Origin of the sequence: Kribbella sindirgiensis (assembly GCF_004331435.1) — a bacterium.
Classification (GTDB): Bacteria; Actinomycetota; Actinomycetes; order Propionibacteriales; family Kribbellaceae; genus Kribbella; species Kribbella sindirgiensis.
The window spans coordinates 1-18,306 of the sequence record NZ_SJKA01000011.1; the positions used below are offsets into that span (position 1 = coordinate 1).

The 18,306-nt window shown below is 68.8% G+C and carries 22 protein-coding genes; 12 read left to right on the top strand and 10 right to left on the bottom strand.

Translation table 11 applies throughout. The annotated features are described in order from the left end of the window. The coding region (locus tag E0H50_RS43945) for a hypothetical protein (protein ID WP_238151330.1) at window positions 1–187 on the bottom strand (187 nt) is incomplete at its 3' end. Here E0H50_RS43945 and E0H50_RS27585 point away from each other — a divergent pair. Further along, complete coding sequence (locus tag E0H50_RS27585) at window positions 110–613, top strand: HNH endonuclease family protein (RefSeq protein ID WP_238151321.1); 504 nt, start codon at window positions 110–112, stop codon at window positions 611–613. The two genes, E0H50_RS43945 and E0H50_RS27585, sit on opposite strands and share 78 nt — an antisense overlap. Window positions 614–918: 305 nt before the next feature. Here E0H50_RS27585 and E0H50_RS43150 read toward each other — a convergent pair whose 3' ends face one another. The 3 genes from E0H50_RS43150 to E0H50_RS27595 all read right to left on the bottom strand — a co-directional run bounded on the left by E0H50_RS43150 (window position 919) and on the right by E0H50_RS27595 (window position 2,484). Continuing rightward, entirely contained in the window at window positions 919–1,056 is a 138-nt protein-coding gene (locus E0H50_RS43150; protein ID WP_165547319.1) for a hypothetical protein, read from the bottom strand. Between the two features lie 117 nt (window positions 1,057–1,173). Then, a complete protein-coding gene (locus E0H50_RS27590) occupies window positions 1,174–1,764 on the bottom strand; it encodes a dihydrofolate reductase family protein (RefSeq protein WP_131293445.1) in 591 nt (196 codons plus the stop codon). A gap of 93 nt (window positions 1,765–1,857) precedes the next feature. Further along, entirely contained in the window at window positions 1,858–2,484 is a 627-nt protein-coding gene (locus tag E0H50_RS27595; RefSeq protein WP_131293446.1) for a TetR/AcrR family transcriptional regulator, read from the bottom strand. A gap of 65 nt (window positions 2,485–2,549) precedes the next feature. Between E0H50_RS27595 and E0H50_RS27600 the strand changes: the two genes are divergently transcribed. The 3 genes from E0H50_RS27600 to E0H50_RS27610 all read left to right on the top strand — a co-directional run bounded on the left by E0H50_RS27600 (window position 2,550) and on the right by E0H50_RS27610 (window position 5,558). After that, a complete protein-coding gene (locus tag E0H50_RS27600) occupies window positions 2,550–4,016 on the top strand; it encodes a flavin-containing monooxygenase (protein ID WP_131293447.1) in 1,467 nt (488 codons plus the stop codon). A 70-nt stretch (window positions 4,017–4,086) separates the two neighbouring features. Next, a complete protein-coding gene (locus tag E0H50_RS27605; RefSeq protein WP_131293448.1) occupies window positions 4,087–5,382 on the top strand; it encodes a hypothetical protein in 1,296 nt (431 codons plus the stop codon). After that, window positions 5,379–5,558 carry a hypothetical protein gene (locus E0H50_RS27610; RefSeq protein ID WP_131293449.1) on the top strand — a complete coding sequence of 60 codons (180 nt, stop codon included), beginning with the start codon at window positions 5,379–5,381 and terminating at the stop codon, window positions 5,556–5,558. The genes E0H50_RS27605 and E0H50_RS27610 overlap by 4 nt, the downstream gene beginning before the upstream one ends. A 63-nt stretch (window positions 5,559–5,621) precedes the next feature. Here the strand turns inward: E0H50_RS27610 and E0H50_RS27615 are convergent, their stop codons facing one another. Beyond that, window positions 5,622–5,843 carry a hypothetical protein gene (locus E0H50_RS27615; protein WP_131293450.1) on the bottom strand — a complete coding sequence of 74 codons (222 nt, stop codon included), beginning with the start codon at window positions 5,841–5,843 and terminating at the stop codon, window positions 5,622–5,624. A 370-nt stretch (window positions 5,844–6,213) separates the two neighbouring features. On the opposite strand from E0H50_RS27615, the gene E0H50_RS27620 reads away from it, so the two are divergent. The 3 genes from E0H50_RS27620 to E0H50_RS27630 are packed head-to-tail and all read left to right on the top strand — an operon-like array spanning window position 6,214 to window position 8,775. Then, window positions 6,214–8,061: a S9 family peptidase gene (locus E0H50_RS27620; protein ID WP_131293451.1), complete on the top strand. Its 1,848-nt coding sequence runs from the start codon at window positions 6,214–6,216 to the stop codon at window positions 8,059–8,061. 55 nt (window positions 8,062–8,116) lie between these two features. Beyond that, the gene (locus E0H50_RS27625; RefSeq protein ID WP_131293452.1) at window positions 8,117–8,371 is read left to right on the top strand and encodes a type II toxin-antitoxin system VapB family antitoxin; all 255 of its coding nucleotides are present in this window, start codon (window positions 8,117–8,119) and stop codon (window positions 8,369–8,371) included. After that, window positions 8,368–8,775 carry a type II toxin-antitoxin system VapC family toxin gene (locus E0H50_RS27630; protein ID WP_131293453.1) on the top strand — a complete coding sequence of 136 codons (408 nt, stop codon included), beginning with the start codon at window positions 8,368–8,370 and terminating at the stop codon, window positions 8,773–8,775. The genes E0H50_RS27625 and E0H50_RS27630 overlap by 4 nt, the downstream gene beginning before the upstream one ends. Here the strand turns inward: E0H50_RS27630 and E0H50_RS27635 are convergent. Continuing rightward, complete coding sequence (locus E0H50_RS27635) at window positions 8,764–9,504, bottom strand: MerR family transcriptional regulator (RefSeq protein ID WP_238151268.1); 741 nt, start codon at window positions 9,502–9,504, stop codon at window positions 8,764–8,766. The two genes, E0H50_RS27630 and E0H50_RS27635, sit on opposite strands and share 12 nt — an antisense overlap. Before the next feature lie 96 nt (window positions 9,505–9,600). Between E0H50_RS27635 and E0H50_RS27640 the strand changes: the two genes are divergently transcribed. Together E0H50_RS27640 and E0H50_RS27645 are read left to right on the top strand one after the other, a co-directional pair. Continuing rightward, entirely contained in the window at window positions 9,601–11,448 is a 1,848-nt protein-coding gene (locus E0H50_RS27640; protein WP_131293455.1) for a hypothetical protein, read from the top strand. Beyond that, window positions 11,445–12,398 (top strand): alpha/beta fold hydrolase, encoded by a 954-nt coding sequence (locus E0H50_RS27645; RefSeq protein ID WP_238151269.1) that lies wholly within the window; start codon window positions 11,445–11,447, stop codon window positions 12,396–12,398. The genes E0H50_RS27640 and E0H50_RS27645 overlap by 4 nt, the downstream gene beginning before the upstream one ends. A 1-nt stretch (window position 12,399) precedes the next feature. Here E0H50_RS27645 and E0H50_RS27650 read toward each other — a convergent pair whose 3' ends face one another. Further along, window positions 12,400–12,810 (bottom strand): CHRD domain-containing protein, encoded by a 411-nt coding sequence (locus tag E0H50_RS27650; protein ID WP_131293456.1) that lies wholly within the window; start codon window positions 12,808–12,810, stop codon window positions 12,400–12,402. A 125-nt stretch (window positions 12,811–12,935) separates the two neighbouring features. Here E0H50_RS27650 and E0H50_RS27655 point away from each other — a divergent pair, with 125 nt between their 5' ends. Further along, window positions 12,936–14,081 (top strand): CaiB/BaiF CoA transferase family protein, encoded by a 1,146-nt coding sequence (locus E0H50_RS27655; protein WP_238151270.1) that lies wholly within the window; start codon window positions 12,936–12,938, stop codon window positions 14,079–14,081. A 48-nt stretch (window positions 14,082–14,129) separates the two neighbouring features. Here E0H50_RS27655 and E0H50_RS27660 read toward each other — a convergent pair whose 3' ends face one another. The 3 genes from E0H50_RS27660 to E0H50_RS27670 are packed head-to-tail and all read right to left on the bottom strand — an operon-like array spanning window position 14,130 to window position 16,525. Then, a complete protein-coding gene (locus tag E0H50_RS27660) occupies window positions 14,130–15,233 on the bottom strand; it encodes a LacI family DNA-binding transcriptional regulator (RefSeq protein ID WP_131293458.1) in 1,104 nt (367 codons plus the stop codon). Window positions 15,234–15,258: 25 nt separating this feature from the next. Beyond that, window positions 15,259–15,576 carry a hypothetical protein gene (locus tag E0H50_RS27665; RefSeq protein WP_131293459.1) on the bottom strand — a complete coding sequence of 106 codons (318 nt, stop codon included), beginning with the start codon at window positions 15,574–15,576 and terminating at the stop codon, window positions 15,259–15,261. A gap of 4 nt (window positions 15,577–15,580) precedes the next feature. After that, window positions 15,581–16,525 carry a DUF6772 family protein gene (locus tag E0H50_RS27670; RefSeq protein WP_131293460.1) on the bottom strand — a complete coding sequence of 315 codons (945 nt, stop codon included), beginning with the start codon at window positions 16,523–16,525 and terminating at the stop codon, window positions 15,581–15,583. A 188-nt stretch (window positions 16,526–16,713) separates the two neighbouring features. Between E0H50_RS27670 and E0H50_RS27675 the strand changes: the two genes are divergently transcribed. Next, window positions 16,714–17,379, top strand: a complete 666-nt coding sequence (locus tag E0H50_RS27675) for a helix-turn-helix domain-containing protein (RefSeq protein ID WP_131293461.1) — start codon at window positions 16,714–16,716, stop codon at window positions 17,377–17,379. Next, window positions 17,379–18,305, top strand: a complete 927-nt coding sequence (nikB, locus tag E0H50_RS27680) for a nickel ABC transporter permease (RefSeq protein WP_131293462.1) — start codon at window positions 17,379–17,381, stop codon at window positions 18,303–18,305. The genes E0H50_RS27675 and nikB overlap by 1 nt, the downstream gene beginning before the upstream one ends. Window position 18,306 lies beyond the last annotated feature (1 nt).

Here is an 18,306-nt window from a genome sequence, read left to right on the forward strand (position 1 = left end):
ACGCCTCGTCACCAAGGCCATCCGCCGCGCCCTGAACACCCGCGACCGCGGCTGCGTGATCTGCAACGCGCCACCGGTCATGTGCGACGCACATCACCTGATCTCCTGGATCGACGGCGGTGAAACCAAGATCGAGAACCTCGCCCTGGTCTGTCGCCGCGACCACACCGACCTGCACCACGGCCACTGGACCATCACCATCACCAACGGCCAAGTCCACGTCACCCGCCCCCAGTGGGCCGACCCACCACCCCGTCCACACAGACCAGCGGACGAGGTATCCCAGGCACGCGAGCCAGAGGGACGCCCCAGACCCCTGGACCCAACGGACGACGCATCCCAAGGGCATAAGCCCCCGGGTGATCGCCCCACGCGCCCTGATCCAGCGGACGGCCAACTCACGCCCACCGGCAGTCCGAGGCCTGAAACCTCAACCCCAGCGGACGATCCGTGGGGTGAGACCGCCCTGCCCGCAGCTACCGTCCCCGGTGTCGGACCGAGCCGCTGGCACGCCGGCGAGGTGACACGTGCGGAAGCAGCTCGATTCGCGGTCTGGGGCGTACGGACCCCGCACGACTCCGGCGCCGGCCCGCCGTCCTTCGCCACAATCTGACCCCGCTGGGTCTCCACGATGCTCGGGCAGACCGAGCGCGTCGAGCCTCGGGCAGTGCACCGCTCCACCCAGAGGCCAAGACCGCTGAAGCCGGCCGCGTCACGCCTCCGACTCGCCGTGACAGTCGCCGCCAAGAACGTTCCTACAGACAATCACCAACGCCGCGAAGGACTGAACAATCAAGATCGCTGAACCAGCAGAGCCGTTGAAGGAACAGGTGCATTGAAGGATCAGGTGCGTTGAAGGAACGGGTGCGCTGGACTGACAGGAGCGCTGGATCGCGGGCTTCTGGTAGCGGCTCGCTGTTAGGCGATCCGCGCGGCGCGGGGCCCGGGGCGCTCCGAGAAACTCCGAACCTTGCTCCCGAAGTAGCCACCGAACGACGTGCTGTTCGAGTAGCCGTCGAGGCTCGAGAAGATGTCGAAGGTGAAGCGGGCGGTCATTCTGGTTCTCCCGTGGTTCGGCGCCTTCGGTGGCGCCCTCACCACTACTACGACCACGTCGGGGCCGATCCGACACCCTTCCCGAATCAGCTGACGTCAGCTTGGCGCCCGCTGGTGTCAGGCGACTGTGTAGATGAGGTGGGTTACGCCGATGCCGGTGATCGTTTGGGGGTCGGTGAAGGTGGGTTGGGTGGTGAGGCCTTCGAGCATGGGGGTGCCGGAGCCGAGGGTAACGGGGACCAGGTCGAGGCGGAGCTCGGTGAGGAGGCCGGCGTCCAGGGCCTGGACGACCGTCGTGCCGGGGCCGACACCGACGTCGAGGGGGCCGGCCGCGGACTGTGCCTGGGCGATGGCTGAGGCGATGCCGTCGGTGACGAAGGTGTAGGGCGTGTCGGTGTCGACCCAGTCGGTGGGCGGTTCGTGGGTGACGACGAAGACGGGTTTGCCCAGTGGGTGTGAGCCGTTCCAGCCGTTGGTGGCATCGAAGAGGCGGCGGCCGATGACGAGTGCGCCGGTGCCTTCGAGCAGGTCGCGGAGGTAGGCGGCGGTGGCTGCGTTCGTGCGGTAGGTCAGTCGGTCGGGCTGGCTGGTCGGAGTCTCTACCGTTCCCGCGGTACACCAGGCGAACAGGCGGTCGAAGCCGGTTCCGTTGGGGCCGGCGATGAAGCCGTCCAGCGAGACCGACGCCTGCGCGTACACCTTGGACATCTGGGCATCCTTTCGTCGAGTTGCCGGGTACGTCGGAGTCGCGGGGCGATCCTCGACACGGTGACCAGAGCTTGTCGATGTGGCCGGGGTGCGTCAGGTGGTCTTGAGGGTGTGGAGGCCCTGCCAGAGGAGGTCCTGGAGGGTGCGCGCCACCTTCTCGGGACTGGGCGGCGCGGCAGCGCGGGTGCGCCAGATGGCCAGGCGTTCGGTGGCGCCGGAGATGCTTTGGGCAACGATCTGGACCTCGTCGTCGTCGACCGGGCGGCCGGCGGGGAGGTTCATCCGGACCATCGTGGCGATCAGTTCGATGAAGGCCGCGCGAACCTCGTCGGTGGCCTCCGCGGCCGGTCCGGCGCTCAGCATGCCCTCGTCGACCAGGACGGACCAGGCCTGCGGGTGTTCGTCGAGGAAACGGAACCAGGCCAGGAATCCGGCGTACAGGGCGTCCTCGGCGTTCGGCGCGGCCATCACTGCGTCGGCGACGGTGTCCAGCAGTTGGCCGCGGAGGCGGGCCAGGCAGGCGAGGAACAGCCCGTCCTTGGAGCCGTAGTACTGGTAGATCAGCGGTTTCGACACCCCGACCTGGGCGGCGACGTCGTCCATGGACGTGCCCTGGTAGCCGCGCTCGCCGAAGATCCGCTCGGCCGCCTCCAGGATCTCCCGCTCCCGGGCCGCGCGATCGCGGCGACGCTTCGGGGGCTGTTCAGTGGTCGACGTCACTTGCGCAGTCTAACTGACTCCGAGTAACTTACTACGAGTAAGTTCCAGCCGACCGGAGGCCGAGGATGACTGAGCAGCTGACTGAGCGGCATCGGATCGTGGTGATCGGCACCGGGTTCGCGGGGATCGGGATGGCGGTCCGGCTGAAGCAGGCCGGGTACGACGATTTCGTCGTCCTGGAGCGCGCCGAGGATGTCGGCGGCACCTGGCGCGACAACACGTACCCGGGCTGCCGATGCGACGTGCCGTCGCACCTGTACTCGTTCTCGTTCGCCCCGAACCCCGACTGGTCGTCGACGTTCTCGCCGCAGCCCGAGATCGAGGACTACCTGCGCAAGGTCACCGATTCGTACGGCGTCCGCCCGCACATCCGCTTCGGTCACGCGGTGGAGTCGGCGCGCTGGGAGGACGGCGCCTGGCTGATCACCACGAACCAGCAGACGTTCACGGCCGACATCGTGCTGTCCGGGATGGGTCCGCTGGCGGAACCGTCGTACCCGAAGCTTCCGGGGATCGAGGACTTCGAGGGAGAGGTCTTCCACTCCGCGCGCTGGAACCACGACCTGAACCTCAGCGGTCGCAAGGTCGCCGTGATCGGGACCGGCGCGTCGGCGATCCAGTTCGTGCCGGCGATCCAGCCCGAGGTCGAGGAACTGCACCTGTTCCAGCGGACGCCGCCGTGGGTGATGCCGCGGCCCGACCGCAAGATCACCGCGGCGGAGCAGGCGATCTACCGGCGCTTCCCGCTGGTGCAGAAGGCGGTTCGGGCCGGGATCTACTGGGGCCGCGAGTCGATGGTGCTCGGGTTCGCCAAGCTGCCCGCGATCATGAAGCAGGCGCAGAAGGTCGCCGAGAAGCATCTGCGGCACCAGGTTCGCGACCCGCTGCTGCGCGCCAAGCTGACGCCGGACTTCACCCTCGGCTGCAAGCGTGTGCTGATCTCCGACGACTACTACCCGGCGCTCGCGCGGCCGAATGTCGAGGTCGTCACCGACGGCATCGCCGAGGTGACGCCGACCGGGATCGTCACCACCGAGGGCGTGAAGCACGAGGTCGACACGATCGTCTACGGCACCGGCTTCAAGGTCACCGACCTGCCGGTGATGGACATGGTGCACGGCCGCGACGGTGTCTCGCTGCGCGAGGCCTGGGCCGACGGGATGGAGGCCCATCTCGGGACGGCGATCGCCGGCTTCCCGAACTTCTTCATGCTGATCGGCCCGAACACCGGCCTCGGGCACAGCTCGATGGTGTTCATGATCGAGTCCCAGATCGCGTACATCCTCGACGCGCTGAAGACCATGGACGCCCAGGGGCTGCGCGAGGTCGAGGTACGGCGGGACGTGCAGCGGGCGTTCGTCGACGGGGTCCGCTCGTCGATGCGGAACACGATCTGGACCCGCGGCGGCTGCACCAGCTGGTACCTGGACTCGGAGGGGCGCAACACGACCCTCTGGCCGTCGTTCACGTTCCGGTTCCGGCAGCTCACCCGGCGGTTCGATCCTTCCGAATATCAGACCCTCGCTATGTGACATCGATCGTGTTACATTCGATCGGTCGAATACTGTGCTGGTGAGATCTTGGGGTGGATGGGAGCGTGCGGTGCTGCCACTGCATGGGATCGGTGGTCGCGGTGACCTGCCTGTGCCGTTGTGGCTCGCGATCTACTCCGCCGGCGCCGCGGTCGCGGTCTCGTTCTTCGCGCTCGCCGCGTTCTGGTCGCGCCCGCGGTTCGAAAGCATCGCGGGCCGCCCGCTCGAGGTCCTGACCCGGATCGTCGACCACCCGGCAGCGCGCGTCGTACTGAAACTGGCCGGGCTAGCAGCGCTAGCACTGCTGCTCGGGGCCGCGTGGTTCGGTAACCCCGAGCCGTCCCGCAACCCGGCGCCGACCTGGCTGTACGTGTGGATCTGGGTCGGCATCATCCCGCTCTCGCTGCTCTGCGGACCGATCTGGCGGCTCGCGAACCCGTTGCGGACGATCGCGGGCCTGGTCCGGCGTACGTCGTACCGGCGACTCCCCGACGGCATCGCGTACTGGCCCGCGGTGGCCGGCCTGGCCGGGTTCCTCTGGCTCGAACTGGTGTACCCGGACGGCTCCGATCCACGCGTGGTCGCGATGTTCGCCACGACGTACGCCGTCCTGAATGTTGCCGCAGGCATCGTTTACGGCCCGTCCTGGTTCGCGAGCGGGGACAGCTTCGAGGTGTACGCCGAGACGCTCGCCCGACTGAGCCCGCTCGGACGCGGTGCCGGCGGCCGGCTCGAACTGCGGAACCCGCTCGCGGGACTGGCGACGACACCGCAACAACCGGGCCTCGTCGGCCTGCTGTGTCTGCTGCTCGGGTCGACGGCCTTCGACGGACTCTCCCGGTGGTCGGTGTGGACCCGGCGGACGGGTGGGCTCGACCACATCCCGGCGTACACCGTGGGGTTGATCGCCGCGGTCGCGATCGTCACGGCTCTGTTCCTGCTCGCCGCGCGGACGACGGGCGCGGCGCAGATCCGGCCGGGAGCGGTCGGGGCCGCCGGGCTGCCGGGCACCTTCGTGCATTCGCTGGTGCCGATCGCGATCGGGTACGCCGTCGCGCACTACTTCTCGTTCGCGATGTTCCAGGGCCAGGAGGGCTGGTTGCTCGCGACCGACCCGTTCGGGCGCGGCTGGGACCTGCTCGGTACGAGCGGGACGCGAATCGACTACGCGTTCCTCGGGACCGGCTTGATCGCGGGGGTCCAGATCGGTGCGATCGTGCTCGGACACGTACTTGGGGTCGTGTCCGCGCACGATCGCGCTGCCGACCTGTTCCGCCGCCGGCAGTTGCGCAGGGCGCAGTACCCGATGCTGGCCGCGATGGTCGCGTTCACAGCCGGCGGCATCGCACTGGTGACGGCCTCATGATCACCCTGCACATGGGCGGAATCCCCGAGACCGCGATGGTCCTCGGGCCGATCCTGCTGATCCTCGCCTTCCTCCGCATCGCCCGCCGCCACGAAGCCAACCTCCCGGACGACGAGGACGACTGGGACGCCGATCTAGGTGATCTTCCCGACCGGCGCGACCTCAGCAAGAAGTAGGAGACATAGTGAGGCCCGGCAAACCCCCTGCGGTTCGCCGGGCCTCCCCGTTCCCCGTTGGTCTTAGGCGGCCAGGGCCGGTTCGTAGTAGCCGCTGACGCGGGATGGGGCGGTGGTGCGGGCCAGTTCCGCGAGGCGGGCACAGCCGGCGGCCAGGGCGGACTCGAGGGTCGGCCAGGCATCTTCGCACCAGTACGGGTCGTCGGGCTGCCGGTCGTTGTCGTCGTCGATGTCGGCGCACCAGCCGCCGGAGCGGACATGGTGGACATGCAGGCGGAGTCTCATCGGAGTCAGCTTTCAGAACGGCAGCGGACGGCCGGACGGGGTCCGGAGGTCGAGGGTCTGGGTCTGCCGACGGGTCGTGGTGGTGCGGGGCCGCCGACGGATCTGGATCTGGCGCATCCTCTTCCTCCTGCCTGACGTGTTCTGGTAGCTATACGCTCGCGCATGAGGACCGGTTCACACATGCGGAGGATTACCTATCTGACCCCTGCGCTTCCCTCAGAAATACCGGCCTCCCCTCAGGGAGGATGCAGGGGTGGACAATCTGCTGAGCCGCTGCAGTACGAACTCGTCACCGGCGTAGTGGTTGAGTGGACTGCCGAGGACATCGCCGACCGGGTGAAGCGCCTGCGGCGGGTGGAAGACTGGGCCCGTGAGCGCTGAGATGCTGTCGACGTTGTGCCGGGTCCCGGTGCCCTCCGGGGCGGCGATGTCGGCGGACGGTCGCCGGATCGCCTACGTGCTGACGACCGTGGACGAGGACGCCGACGCGTACCACCGGGCGGTCTGGATGGTCGACGCCGATGGGGGAGCGCCTCGGTTCTGCACCGACGGGTCGTCGCCCGCCTGGTCCCCGGACGGCCGCCAACTCGCCGTACTCAGGGAGGACCAGCTCTGGCTGATCGACCCGGACACCGGCGACGGACGCCAACTCACGGATCGTGAGCTGGGTGCGGGTGCGGCGGCCTGGAGTCCGGACGGTACGCGCATCGCGTTCTCGGCTGCGGTGGACCTGACGAGAGACGACGGTACGCCGTACGCGGCCGGCGATCCCGTGGTGACGCGACGGTTGGGGTACCGCGACGGCGGGCTGCGTGGTTATCGCCGGCCGCATCTGTTCGTGATCGAGCTCGCGACCGGTGTGACGACGCAGCTCACCGACGGCGACTGGTCCGCGCATTCGCCGGTTTGGTCGCCGGACGGAACCCGGTTGGCGTTCGCCGGGTTGCGGGACGCCCGCACCGACAACTCGTTGTCCACGGCACCTTTCGTGCTGACACCAGGCGAAGAGCCGCAACGCGTCGGCACCGAGGACATGCTTCGTGCGCTGATGTGGGCACCTGACGGCGAGGCGCTGATCATGGCGCGCCTGGCGCCACGTTCGGAAACGCAGCCCCGCCTGCTCCGCGTGCCGCTGGACGGCTCCGCACCCACCGACCTGCTCGCCGAGATCGACTACGGCAGCACGCTCGCCACGCCGACAACCACCCAGGACGGCCGCGTCCTCACCACCGTCAACGAGCACGCCACAACCCGCGTCTACGAGCTAGACCCGCTACGCCCGATCACCGACGAAGAACAGCTCTGGATCACGGCACTCTCCGCCGCGGCCACCCGCGCCGCGATCACCTACGCCTCGCTGGACACGTACGGCGAGGTCGCCACCCTCGACCTCGCGACCGGGGTCCGCAAGGTGCTCACGTCGTACACCGCCGATGCTTTGCACGACCTCGACTGGGCTCGTCCTGAGCCGCGCACCTTCCAGATCTCGGACAGTACGACGGTCTCCGGGTGGTTGTTCCAGGCCGAACGTCCCGGCCCGCTGCTGCTCGACATCCACGGCGGTCCGCACGGCTGGTGGGCGCCGTTGATGCAGCTCGGCTATCCGTACCAACTCGCCCTCGCCGCGGCCGGCTGGTCCGTGCTGCTCCTGAACCCTCGCGGCAGCGACGGATTCGGCGACGACTTCCACGCCGCCGTCTACGCCGAACAAGGCTTCGGCGACGCCCCGGACCTGCTCGAGCCCATCGACCAACTGGTTGCCGAGGGCATCGCCGATTCGGACCGGCTGGCCGTCGCGGGCTACAGCTACGGCGGCTACATGACCAACTGGCTCACCGCACACACCACCCGCTTCCGGGCCGCGGTGTCCGGCGGCGGCATGTGCGACCTGGTCAGCCTCGGGGGTACGGCGGACGTCGGCGTCGGCATGATGGACCTGATCTACGGCGGCACCGATCCCGCGGTCCTCCGCCCGCAATCGCCGTACGAGAGCGTCCGGGACGTGCGTACGCCGACGCTCATCCTGCACGGCGCCGACGACGACCGCAGTCCGGTGGGGCAGGCCGAGCAGTGGTTCGCGGCCCTGCACACCCAGCAGGTCGAGACCGAGCTCGTGCTGTACCCCGGCGCCGGCCACCTGTTCCTGTCGTCAGGCCGTCCGTCACACCGACTCGACTACTCCCGCCGCACATTCACCTGGCTCACCGACCGCGTCTAAACGGCGGCGCGGTTCGGGTAGACTGGGACCAGGGATATGGTAGAAGGGTGGAGATATGAGCCTGAACATCAAGAACGAGGAGACTCACGGGTTGGTGCGGGAGTTGGCGCGGCTCACGGGAGAGTCGCAGACGGCTGCGGTGGACGCCGCAGTGCGGGAGCGGCTGGCTCGAGTGCGCCGCCTTCGTGGCGCGGGACTTGCGCATCGACTCCTGGCAATCGGCGCTGATGCCGCGCGTCGTCTGCCGGAAGACTTGCGAACCGCTGACCACGGCGACCTTTTGTACGACGAGAACGGACTGCCCCGGTGATCATCGACACCTCGGCCCTGGTCGCGATCCTGCGAGCCGAACCAGACGCGGCCGACTTCGCGGAGGCGATCGAGGGTGCCACGGTACGCCGGATATCCGCCGCGAACTTCCTTGAGGCTGCCGTCGTGATGGACAGCGCGCGGGATCCGGTCGTCAGCCGGCGTTTCGACGAGTTGTGTGCGGCTGCCGATCTTCAGATCGAGCCCGTGACCGAGAGGCAGGCGCGGACCGCCCGCGAGGCGTACCGCGACTTCGGCAAGGGCAGCGGTCATCCTGCCGGTCTCAACTTCGGCGACTGCTTCGCCTATGCACTGGCGAAGGACACCGGGGAACCCCTGTTGTTCAAGGGCAAGGGCTTCATTCACACCGACCTGGCGTCAGTTCTCTCTGGCTCAGCCGGTTGACGGCAGGGCCTTCGGGTCCAGGCCGAGTTCTTCGTAGGCGACGATCTCGATCTCGCGGGCCATTGCCTCCCGGAACGCCGCGACCAGCGCCTGACCCGCGAGCGGGATGATGCCCTCCAGCGTCCGCTGGATCTCGGGCCAGCCCTCCGCGGGCATGCCGGCGTTGGTGAAGTCGCGCCACACCGTGCTGCGGAACAGCTCGACGTACGTCTTCGCGACCGCGTCCGCCTGCGCGAACAGCTTCGGCAGCATCTCGAAGATCGCCTGCATCGGGACGCCGAGCTTGATCACCTCGAGGCCGGTGCGCAGCAGGTCCGAGTTCGCGATCCGGAGCCGGCCGTCGTCCAGCCGTTCGGCGATCCCGAGCTCGACCAGCCGCTCGATGACCGCGGGATCGTGCGGTACGCCGGCCCGCTCGGCCAGCTGGAACTCGTCGAGGACCTCGGGCTCGGCCGGGGTCCACGGGTTCACCAGGGTCTCGAAGACACCGAGCGCCATCGCGCCGTCGGGCAGTTCGCCCATCATCCGCTCGACCGCGGCCAGCGTGTACCCCTTGGCGAGCAGCTCGCGGACCAGCGTCAGCCGGGCCACGTGATCCTGGCCGTAGTACCCGGTCCGGCCGACCAGCCGCGGCGGCGGGATCAGCCCGCGCCCGGCGTACGCACGCACGTTCCGGACCGTCATCCCCACCTTGGCGGCGAGCTGGTCGACAGTGAGCTCCTCATCCACCCTTGACAGTCTTCCAGACTCCACGTTACATAGTAGATGTAACATGCGCCATGGCGCATACTTTATGTCTGGTCTTATGTCTGAAGGAGACGCTGGATGGCGATTCCGCTGGCGACCACCGGTACGGCGACGTTCGACCAGATCGCGATCGTCACCGGCGTGGTCGGACTGCTGTACGTCGCACTCGCCGTACTGCTGTGGCGCGAACGCACCGGCCGCGTCACGCTGGTAGGTAGGTTCGCGGACACCATCGGGAGACTGGACGGAGTCCCCCGATGGGCCGCGCTCACGCCGTACCTGCACGCCGTCTCGCTGCTCGCCTGCGCGTTCGGGGTCTGGTGGGACATCGCGGTGCACATCGACAAGGGCCGCGACACCGGCCCGTTCGGGACGCCGGCGCACTACCCGATCTTCTTCGGCATCCTCGGCGTGATCGTGTCCGGCGTCCTGCCGATCGCCCTCGCGGGCAAACCGCTGCCGGCCCGGACGATCAAGCTGACGAGGCGCGAGTCGAGAGACACGCCCAGGAGCTGGCGGATCCCGTGCAGCGCCGCGCTGATCACGGTCTGCGGGATGTTCGCGCTGGTCGGGTTCCCGCTCGACGACGTCTGGCACCGGCTGTTCGGCGAGGACGTCACGCTGTGGGGACCGACCCACCTGTTGATGATCGGCGGCGTGGTCTTCTCGATCTTCGCGCGGCTGCTGGCGATCGCCGAGGTCGAGCAGCTGATGGGCGTCAACAAGCGCCGGTTGCTCCAGGAGATCGTGTCGGTCGGTGCGCTGCTGATCGCGTGGGACCTGTTCAGCACCGAGTTCAACTACGGCGTACCGCAGTTCCCGTTGATCCTGCAGCCGTTGCTGATCGTGTTCGGTGCGGCGATGGCGTTCACGATCCTGCGGGCGCGCCGCGGACCGGGGACGACGTTCGCGGCGCTTGCCGTGTACCTGGTGATCCGCGGCGGGATCGCGTGGGCGGTGGCCGAGCCGCTCGGTGAGATCGTCGGGCACTTCCCGTTGCTGGTCGTCGAGGCGCTGCTGGTCGAGGGCGTGGCGCTTGCCCTCGGCAACAAGAACCGCTTCCGGCTGGGCCTCGTGTCCGGTCTGCTGATCGGCACCGTCGGCGTGGTCGCGGAGTACGCCTGGAGCCAGGTCTGGATGCCGATCGCGTGGCCGTCGTCGATGCTGCCGTCCGCGATCGGGTACGGCGTGATCGTCGGGGCCGGCGCCGGCCTGGTCGGGGCGTGGCTCGCGACCCGGTACGCCGAGGTGGCCGGCGAGGAGCGTGCGATCGGGATCAAGTACGTCCGGCCGATCGCGGTCCGGCGTACCCATCAACTGGGCGCGGCAGGCCTCGTCGCGGTCGTGGCGACGGTGTTCTTCTGCGTGCCGCGGACAGCGGGAGCGGGGGTGTCAGGGGTCGTGTCGTTGGAGCGGGTGGCCACGGGGGCCGAGCCGACGGCGTACGTCACGATCACTCTCACGCCCGCTGACGCGGCCGATGGCGCGCGCTGGTTCGAGGCGCTGGCCTGGCAGGGCGGCGGGCTGGTGTTCCACCCGATGGAGAAGGTTGCCGACGGCACGTACCGGTCGGCGGACCCGCTGCCGATGTACGGGAAGTGGAAGTCGATGATCCGGCTGCACCAGGGGCCGCGGGACCTGGTGGCGAGCTGGGTGTACGCCCCGGAGGACGCGGCGATCGCGAAACCCGCGATCCAGGTGTCGAACGGGCAGACGGTCGAGTTCGTGAACGAGCAGCAGACGTTGCGGCGCGAAGAACGGACCGACGTGCCACGATGGATGTGGAACGCCGGGTACGCGCTGCTCGCGGTGGTCGGGCTGCTCGAGGTGATCGGGATCGCCTGGCTGGTCGGGCGCGGCGCCCGCGGCGGGCGGATGCGGGCGGCCCACCTGGCTGCCGGCGAACGGGAACGGGAGACTGCGTGACGATCCAGTTGGAGCGGTCCGGGGTACTGAGACACTCCCTTATGGCCGCGGACGGAGTACGGCTGAACGTCGAGGTGACCGGTCCGGCCGACGCGCCGGTGACGGTGCTGCTCGTGCACGGGTGGACGTGCTCGACGCGCTCCTGGCACAACCAGGTGGAGGGACTGCCGCAGATCCTCGGGCCGGACGCGGTGCGGGTTGTCACGTATGACCATCGCGGGCATGGCCGGTCGGAGGCCGCGCCTGCCGGTACGACGCGGCTCGATCAGCTGGCGGACGACCTGGTGACGGTTCTCGACGAGGTCGTCGGCGACGGCCCGGTCGTGTACGCCGGCCACTCGATGGGCGGCATGACCCTGATGGCGGCCGCGGACCGGTACCCGGAACTCTTCGGCTCCCGCATCCGCGCGGCAGCCCTCGTCAGCACCACCTCAGGCCACCTGACCGAAGGCGCCCTCGGCCTCCCCACAAGACTCGACCCCGCAGCCGTCCGGATCACACCACGCGTCCTGAACGCGGTCGGTCGAAGGGTCGACCGCCGCGCGACTGCCAGTGCGCGATCCAGTGCGCGCCAGGCGGCGGTTCTTGCTGCTCGGTTGCAGCGGCCGGCTTTGCGGAGGGTGGTGTTCGGGAAGAAGCCTGATCCGGCGGAGGTCGACCTGTTCATGGCGGATCTCGCGGTGGTGCCGGGAGCGTCGTACGGCGGGTTCTTCGAGACGATGCTGGAGCACGACCGAGGACACGCGCTGAAGGTGCTCGACGAACTGCCGGTGGAGATCATGCACGGCACCCGCGACCGCCTGCTCCCACCGCGCCACGCGAACCGCATCGCCGCCCAGCTCCCGACCGCCCGCTTGTGGATCTACCCCGGCGCCGGTCACATGCTCATGCAGGAGCGGCCCAGGGACGTCACCCACCGACTGGCGTCCCTGGCCCGCAAGGTGAGCTGAGCTACTTCAGCTGGCCGCGGACGGCACCTGCCGGGAACGTCGCGTTGTGGACGTTCACGTAGTACGCCTTCGGATCGGCGGTGATCCCGGCGGCGAGGTCGGCGCTGATCGTGGTACAACCCGATCCGGGGTTCGCGGCCACGGACAGCGGGATGACGACCGGTCCGGCGACATGGCGCGGCGCGAGGTGGACGTGCGCCGCCGTCGGGGTCTCGATGTCCTGCCAGCTCAGCGTCCAGCAGAACGTGGTGCCGTCGATCGTGTAGCTGAAGAACCCGTGGCCGTCCGCGTCGGCAGTGGCGGCCTCCTGCTCGCCGTTCAACGGGATGGCGGGTGCTGCGTTCGCGGCCGGTAGCCCAAGGGCGCTGAGCGCCACGATGCCGGCTGCGGCGACGATGGTTCGTGCGGACATGTTGCCCTCCTGCAGGTCGTGGGGACGGAGTTCCCCTCCTCGACACGGATGGGAATCGCGATCGGTTCAGCCGGATGAGAACCGCGTCACGGCCGGGGCCGGGGACCTCGCCTACGCTCGAGCTCGTGCAGAACCTTCTCTCCGATGTTGTGGTCGTGGATCTGACCCGGGCGCTGGCCGGGCCGCATGCCGCGATGATGCTGGGCGATCTCGGGGCGCGGGTGATCAAGGTCGAGACCCCGAACGGCGGCGACGACAGCCGCGGTTGGGGCCCGCCGTTCGTGGACGGCGAGTCGACGTACTACCTGTCGGCGAACCGGAACAAGGAATCGGTGACCGCCGACCTGAAGTCGGACGAGGGCAAGGAGTTCCTGACCAAGCTGGTCCGCAAGGCCGACGTACTGATGGAGAACTTCCGGCCCGGCGTCCTCGACCGGCTCGGCTTCTCCACCGAACGCCTGCACGAGCTCAACCCGGGCCTGGTGATCCTGTCGATCACCGGGTTCGGGCACGACGGACCCGAAGGCGGCCGCGCCGGGTACGACCAGATCGCCCAGGGGGAGGGCGGGCTGATGAGCATCACCGGCGAGACCGAACCGACGAAGGTCGGCGCCCCGATCGCGGACCTGCTGGCCGGGATGTACGGCGCGTACGGCGCTCTCGCCGCGCTCCACGAGCGATCGATCACCGGCAAGGGGCGGGTCGTCCGGACCAGCCTGCTCGCATCGGTCGTCGGCGTGCACGCGTTCCACGGCACGAAGTGGACGGTGGCGCACGAACTCCCCGGACGCGTCGGCAACCATCACGCGCAGATCGCGCCGTACGGGCTCTATCGCACCCGGGACGACATCGTGCAGGTCGCGATCGGCAGCGAAGGGCTGTGGCGGTTGTTCGCCCCGATCGTCGGTCTGGATCCTTCGGAGGAACGGTTCGCGACCAACTCGGCCAGGGTGGCGCATCGGGACGAGCTGACCGCGGCGATCGAGTCCGCGTTCGCCACCGAATCGGCCGATGTCTGGCTGGAACGCCTTGCGGAGAAGGGGATTCCGGCCGGTAAGGTCCGCGACTTCCAGCAGGTGTACGACTGGGAGCAGACCCGCTCGCAGGGCCTGCTGATCGATGTCGAGCACCCGACGCTCGGCACCATCCAGCTCCCCGGCCCGCCGTTGCGTTTCGACGACAACCAGTACGCCGGCGCACGCGAGACCAACCTCCCGCCGCCGCGGCTCGGCGAGCACGACGAGTCCGTTCGCCGCTGGTTGGCCGAGTAGCCGGACCTGCACCACTCACCAACCACGTGGCGCTGGGCGCGCCCGCGCTCAGCCGGGCGTCGAGCTCGGCTGTTCCTGCCTGTTGGTGAGTGCTGGAGGTCCGCCCGTCGAGGCCCGGATCACTAGCTCGGGGCGGATCAGCGTCTTGCGCGGGCGTTCGGTGCCGGCGCGGAGCCGCTGGAGGAGCAGGTCGACCGCGGTGGTGCCGACCTCCGCAGCCGGCAGGCGGACCGTGGTCAGCGGTGTCTGCAGGTACGCCGCGTACGGGTGGTCGCCGTAGCCCGTGATCGCGACGTCGCCCGGGACGGCGAGGTCGCGCTCGGCGAGGGCCCGGAGCAGACCGAGCGCGAAGTAGTCGTTCCCCGTGACAAAGCCGTCGGGATGGCCGTCGGGGTGCGCGTCGGTCAGCAGGGTCTGGGCGAAGCGGTACGCCTCCTCGGGCTGCCACGGGAGCGCGAGCGAGTCGTACCGCTTCGTCGGCACCGCCTGGACCTGGTCGTCCGACACCTTCAGCCCGGCATCGGCCATCGCCCGGCGGAAGCCTGTGATCCGGTCCGCCGTGGTGGTGATCGGCAGGTCTTCTTCCAGCAGGAGCAGGCGGCGCGCACCGCCCGCGATCAGGTGGCTGGTCGCCTCGTACGACCCGCGTTCGTAGTCGACGCCGACCATGTCGCAGCCGAGCTCGGGCACGTCACGGTTGACGAACACCAGCGGGATGCCGCTGTCCCGGACCCGGCGCCAGTGGTCCCACTCGGCTTGCACCGGTACGACCACGGCGCCGTCGACCGCGGAGCGCAGCAACGCCTCGGTGGCGCGCTGCTCGTTCTCCACGCTCTCGTCGGTGACGAGCAGCAGCAACGAGTACCCCTGGGCGCGGACCCGGAGCTCGATACTGCTGATCAGCTGCGCATAGAACGGGTTCGAGGGGTTGGTGATGACGAGGCCCAGGGTCATCGCGGAGCCGAGCACCAGCGACCGCGCCAGCGTGTTCGGGACGTACCCGATCCGCGCCGCCTCGGCCTGGACAGCCGCCCGCGTCGCCGCGCTCACGCTGTCCTTGTCGCCGAGCGCGCGCGACACGGTGTTCACCGACAGGCCGAGCGCGGTCGCGATGTCCCGCAACGTCGGCCGCGGCCGTGGGCCCTCCGTCATCCGTCCCCCTCTTACGCCTTCAGCCTTACGCCTTCACAGCCAGGTGGATCCGCACCTGGACCGAGCCCTCGACCTTAGCGCGCAACCGCAGCCAGTGGCCGAACCCGGTGACCGGCCAGCTCACCAGCTTGCCCGGCTCGACCACATGCTCCAAGGCGTCGAGGTCGCACCAGGTGATCCCGTCGGGGGACACCTGCGTGACGTACGTCGCCGTACCGTCGCCGCCGATGTGCTGCACGAACCAGCGCGCCTCGCCGGCCCAGGCGACCTCGTAGGGCTCGGTCGCGAAGCGGGTGTCGAACGTCGTGTCGCGTTCCAGCACCGCCGTCATGGACTGTCGCATGGGCCTACCAATCAACCGAGATGAGGACGGAGTCGAGGAAGAGGAAGTTGCGCACCGAGCTGTGCGTGCGGACCGAGAAGTAGAAGTTCAGCAGGTTCTCGAGCGTCTCGTAGCGCTCCTCGTACGGCGGAACCGGGACGTCGCGCATGTCCATCACCCGGTCGTTGACCTGCAGCTCCACGTTGCGCCGCTTGTCGGTGTCGATCAGCCAGCGCAGGTAATGCCAGTTCACCTTGGTCGGGACCTCGTTGTAGCAGAGCTCCTGCGGCTCGCCGAACGCCTGCCAGTCCTCAGGGTTCGGCGCGGTGAAGTCGGCGGCGTACTCCAGTTTCACCTTGCCCTCGAAGTGCTCGCGCGGCGTCGGCTCGGGGACGGTCGGCGCCATCCACCGCCGGGTGAAGTGGTTGTCCAGATCGGTGTTCTGGTAGCGCGCGACCGTGTGGTAGCGCAGACCTCCGTCACCGCACAGGTCGGTCGCGACCGTGAACGCGCCGAACTGCGCCTCGGACGGGTGCGTGTTGCCGTCCCACTGCACGTCGCCGAAGTTGTCGAGTTCGGCGCCGCCACCGAGGGTCGCTTCCGACTTGAAGGCGAAGTACGTCTCGAGTTGCACGAGGCCGCGGCCGCTCATCGTGAGCCGGCGGATCGCGACCGCGGTGTGGCCCTTGTGCGGGCGGGTCGCGAGCTTGAGCGCGTACGTGCCGCTGAGCGCTCCGTGCGTACCGATGTCGAAGAAGTTGCAGGCCGACAGCTGCGGCGGCCGGAAGTCGCGCATGTGGTCGTCGACCGTGCTGAGGTCGCCGCGGCCGTTGTAGTTGCCGAGCAGTTCGGTCCAGCCGTGCGTCCCGCTGTCGAACTCGTCGAACGCGAGGATGCGCGGCAACGGCGAGAACTTGGACAGCCGGGGATCGGCGGACAGTAGCGCGGCGCGTACGTCGGATGTCGTCACGCAGTGCCTCCCAGGGCGGGTTCGGTGGATGTGAGGTGAAGTTAACGTTCACGGGAATTGGCCGTCAACGGGCTGTTTCATCCTCAGCAACGGTGGTCTATTGACACGTAAATCACACGCTTCTACGGTGCATTAACGCTACCGTTAACGTTCATGGTGGCGTTCCCCTTCTTCCGCCGGGAGGCGCCATGCAGTCGCTGAGCCGTGCGCTCACCGTCCTGGCCGAGCTCAACCGTGAGGACCGCGCGTACGGCGTGACCGAGCTGGCCGTCACGGTCGGCCTGCACAAGAGCACCGTGCACCGCATCCTCGCCACGTTCTGCACCCACGGCCTCGCCGCCCAGGTCGACGACCACCGCTACACGGCCCAGGACGGTCTCGCCGCCTTACGTCGTACGCCCGACCGCCGGCCCGCCCCGGAACACTCGCTGACCGAACTCGGCACCCGCCTCGGCCGCCTCGTGGTAATGGCGAAACCGCTCCCCAAAACCACCGGCCTGGTCCTCCAGGTCACGGACGTGGCGGCGGAGGCGGGCAGTGGTGCCAGGGTGGGGGCGGTTCGGCCGGGGCATGCGGTTTCGTTGCGGTGGAGTGCGCTTGGGCGGGCTTACCTTTCCGCGCTTCCGGTCGAGCAGGTGACGGGGAGCGCTGATCTGCTCGACGCGTTGCAGCGGATTCGGGCGTCCGGGTTCGCGCACAACGCCCGCCCGGTGGCTTCGCTGCCGCGGATGGTCGCGGTGCCGGTACGGGCGCCGGACGGCTCGTGCGCCGGCGCGCTGGGCGCCGAGCTGATCCAGCCGGGTTCGGTCGACGAGGTCCGGCGCGTGGTCTCCGTACTGCGGAGCGGGGTCTGATGGGGGCGTACGTCGTCCGGCGGTTGTTCTTCTCGCTCTTCGTACTGTGGGGCGCCGTCACGATCATCTTCGTCGTCCTCCGGCTGGTCCCCGGCGACCCGGCGTACATCATGCTCGGTCCCGACGCGGACCAGGCGCAGGTGGCCGCGCTGCGGGCGCAACTCGGCCTCGACCAGTCCCTGATCCAGCAGTACGCGACGTACCTGGCGAACGTCGTGCACCTGGACTTCGGCGAGTCTTTCCGGCTGAACGCGGACTCGATGAGCCTTGTCCTGCAACGGGTTCCGGCCACGATCCAGCTCGCGACGACCGCGTTGCTGCTGTCGTTGCTGATCGGTCTGCCGCTCGGTGTGATCGCCGCGTTGCGGGCGCACAGCTGGGTGGACCGCGCGATCTCGGTGTTCTCGCTGATGGGCCAGTCGACACCGTCGTTCTGGCTGGGCATCGTGCTCATCCTGGTGTTCGCCCGCGGGCTGAAGGTACTGCCGAGTGCGGGCTCGGGATCGTGGGCGCATCTGGTGCTGCCGACGATCACGCTGGCACTGCCGTTCCTGGCGATCCTCGTGCGGCTGACGCGCAGCGGACTGCTCGAGGTCGTGCACGAGGGGTACGTGCAGACCGCCCGGGCGAAAGGTCTCGGTGAGGGGATCGTCGTCCTCGTTCACGCGATGCGGAACGCGCTGATCCCGATCGTGACCGTCGTCGGTCTGCAGTTCGGTGCGTTGCTCGGCGGCACGGTGATCGTCGAGACGGTGTTCGCCTGGCCGGGGGTTGGACGGTTGCTGATCGACTCGATCGGGCGCCGCGACTACGGCGTCGTCCAGGCGTCGATCTTGCTGGTGGCAACGATCTTCGTGCTGATCAATCTGCTCGTCGACCTCCTGTACGGCTTCCTGGACTCACGCGTCCGTCTGGCTGGTGACTGAC

Bases quoted from the DNA above. Each gene is read 5' to 3' on its own strand.
- E0H50_RS27650 (WP_131293456.1), bottom strand. From the start codon at position 12,810: ATGTCCGCACGAACCATCGTCGCCGCAGCCGGCATCGTGGCGCTCAGC.
- E0H50_RS27660 (WP_131293458.1), bottom strand. From the start codon at position 15,233: ATGACGGAGGGCCCACGGCCGCGGCCGACGTTGCGGGACATCGCGACC.
- E0H50_RS27590 (WP_131293445.1), bottom strand. From the start codon at position 1,764: ATGTCCAAGGTGTACGCGCAGGCGTCGGTCTCGCTGGACGGCTTCATC.
- E0H50_RS27675 (WP_131293461.1), top strand. From the start codon at position 16,714: ATGCAGTCGCTGAGCCGTGCGCTCACCGTCCTGGCCGAGCTCAACCGT.
- E0H50_RS27615 (WP_131293450.1), bottom strand. From the start codon at position 5,843: ATGAGACTCCGCCTGCATGTCCACCATGTCCGCTCCGGCGGCTGGTGC.
- nikB (WP_131293462.1), top strand. From the start codon at position 17,379: ATGGGGGCGTACGTCGTCCGGCGGTTGTTCTTCTCGCTCTTCGTACTG.
- E0H50_RS27600 (WP_131293447.1), top strand. From the start codon at position 2,550: ATGACTGAGCAGCTGACTGAGCGGCATCGGATCGTGGTGATCGGCACC.
- E0H50_RS43150 (WP_165547319.1), bottom strand. From the start codon at position 1,056: ATGACCGCCCGCTTCACCTTCGACATCTTCTCGAGCCTCGACGGCTAC.
- E0H50_RS27625 (WP_131293452.1), top strand. From the start codon at position 8,117: ATGAGCCTGAACATCAAGAACGAGGAGACTCACGGGTTGGTGCGGGAG.
- E0H50_RS27610 (WP_131293449.1), top strand. From the start codon at position 5,379: ATGATCACCCTGCACATGGGCGGAATCCCCGAGACCGCGATGGTCCTC.
- E0H50_RS27665 (WP_131293459.1), bottom strand. From the start codon at position 15,576: ATGCGACAGTCCATGACGGCGGTGCTGGAACGCGACACGACGTTCGAC.
- E0H50_RS27640 (WP_131293455.1), top strand. From the start codon at position 9,601: ATGGCGATTCCGCTGGCGACCACCGGTACGGCGACGTTCGACCAGATC.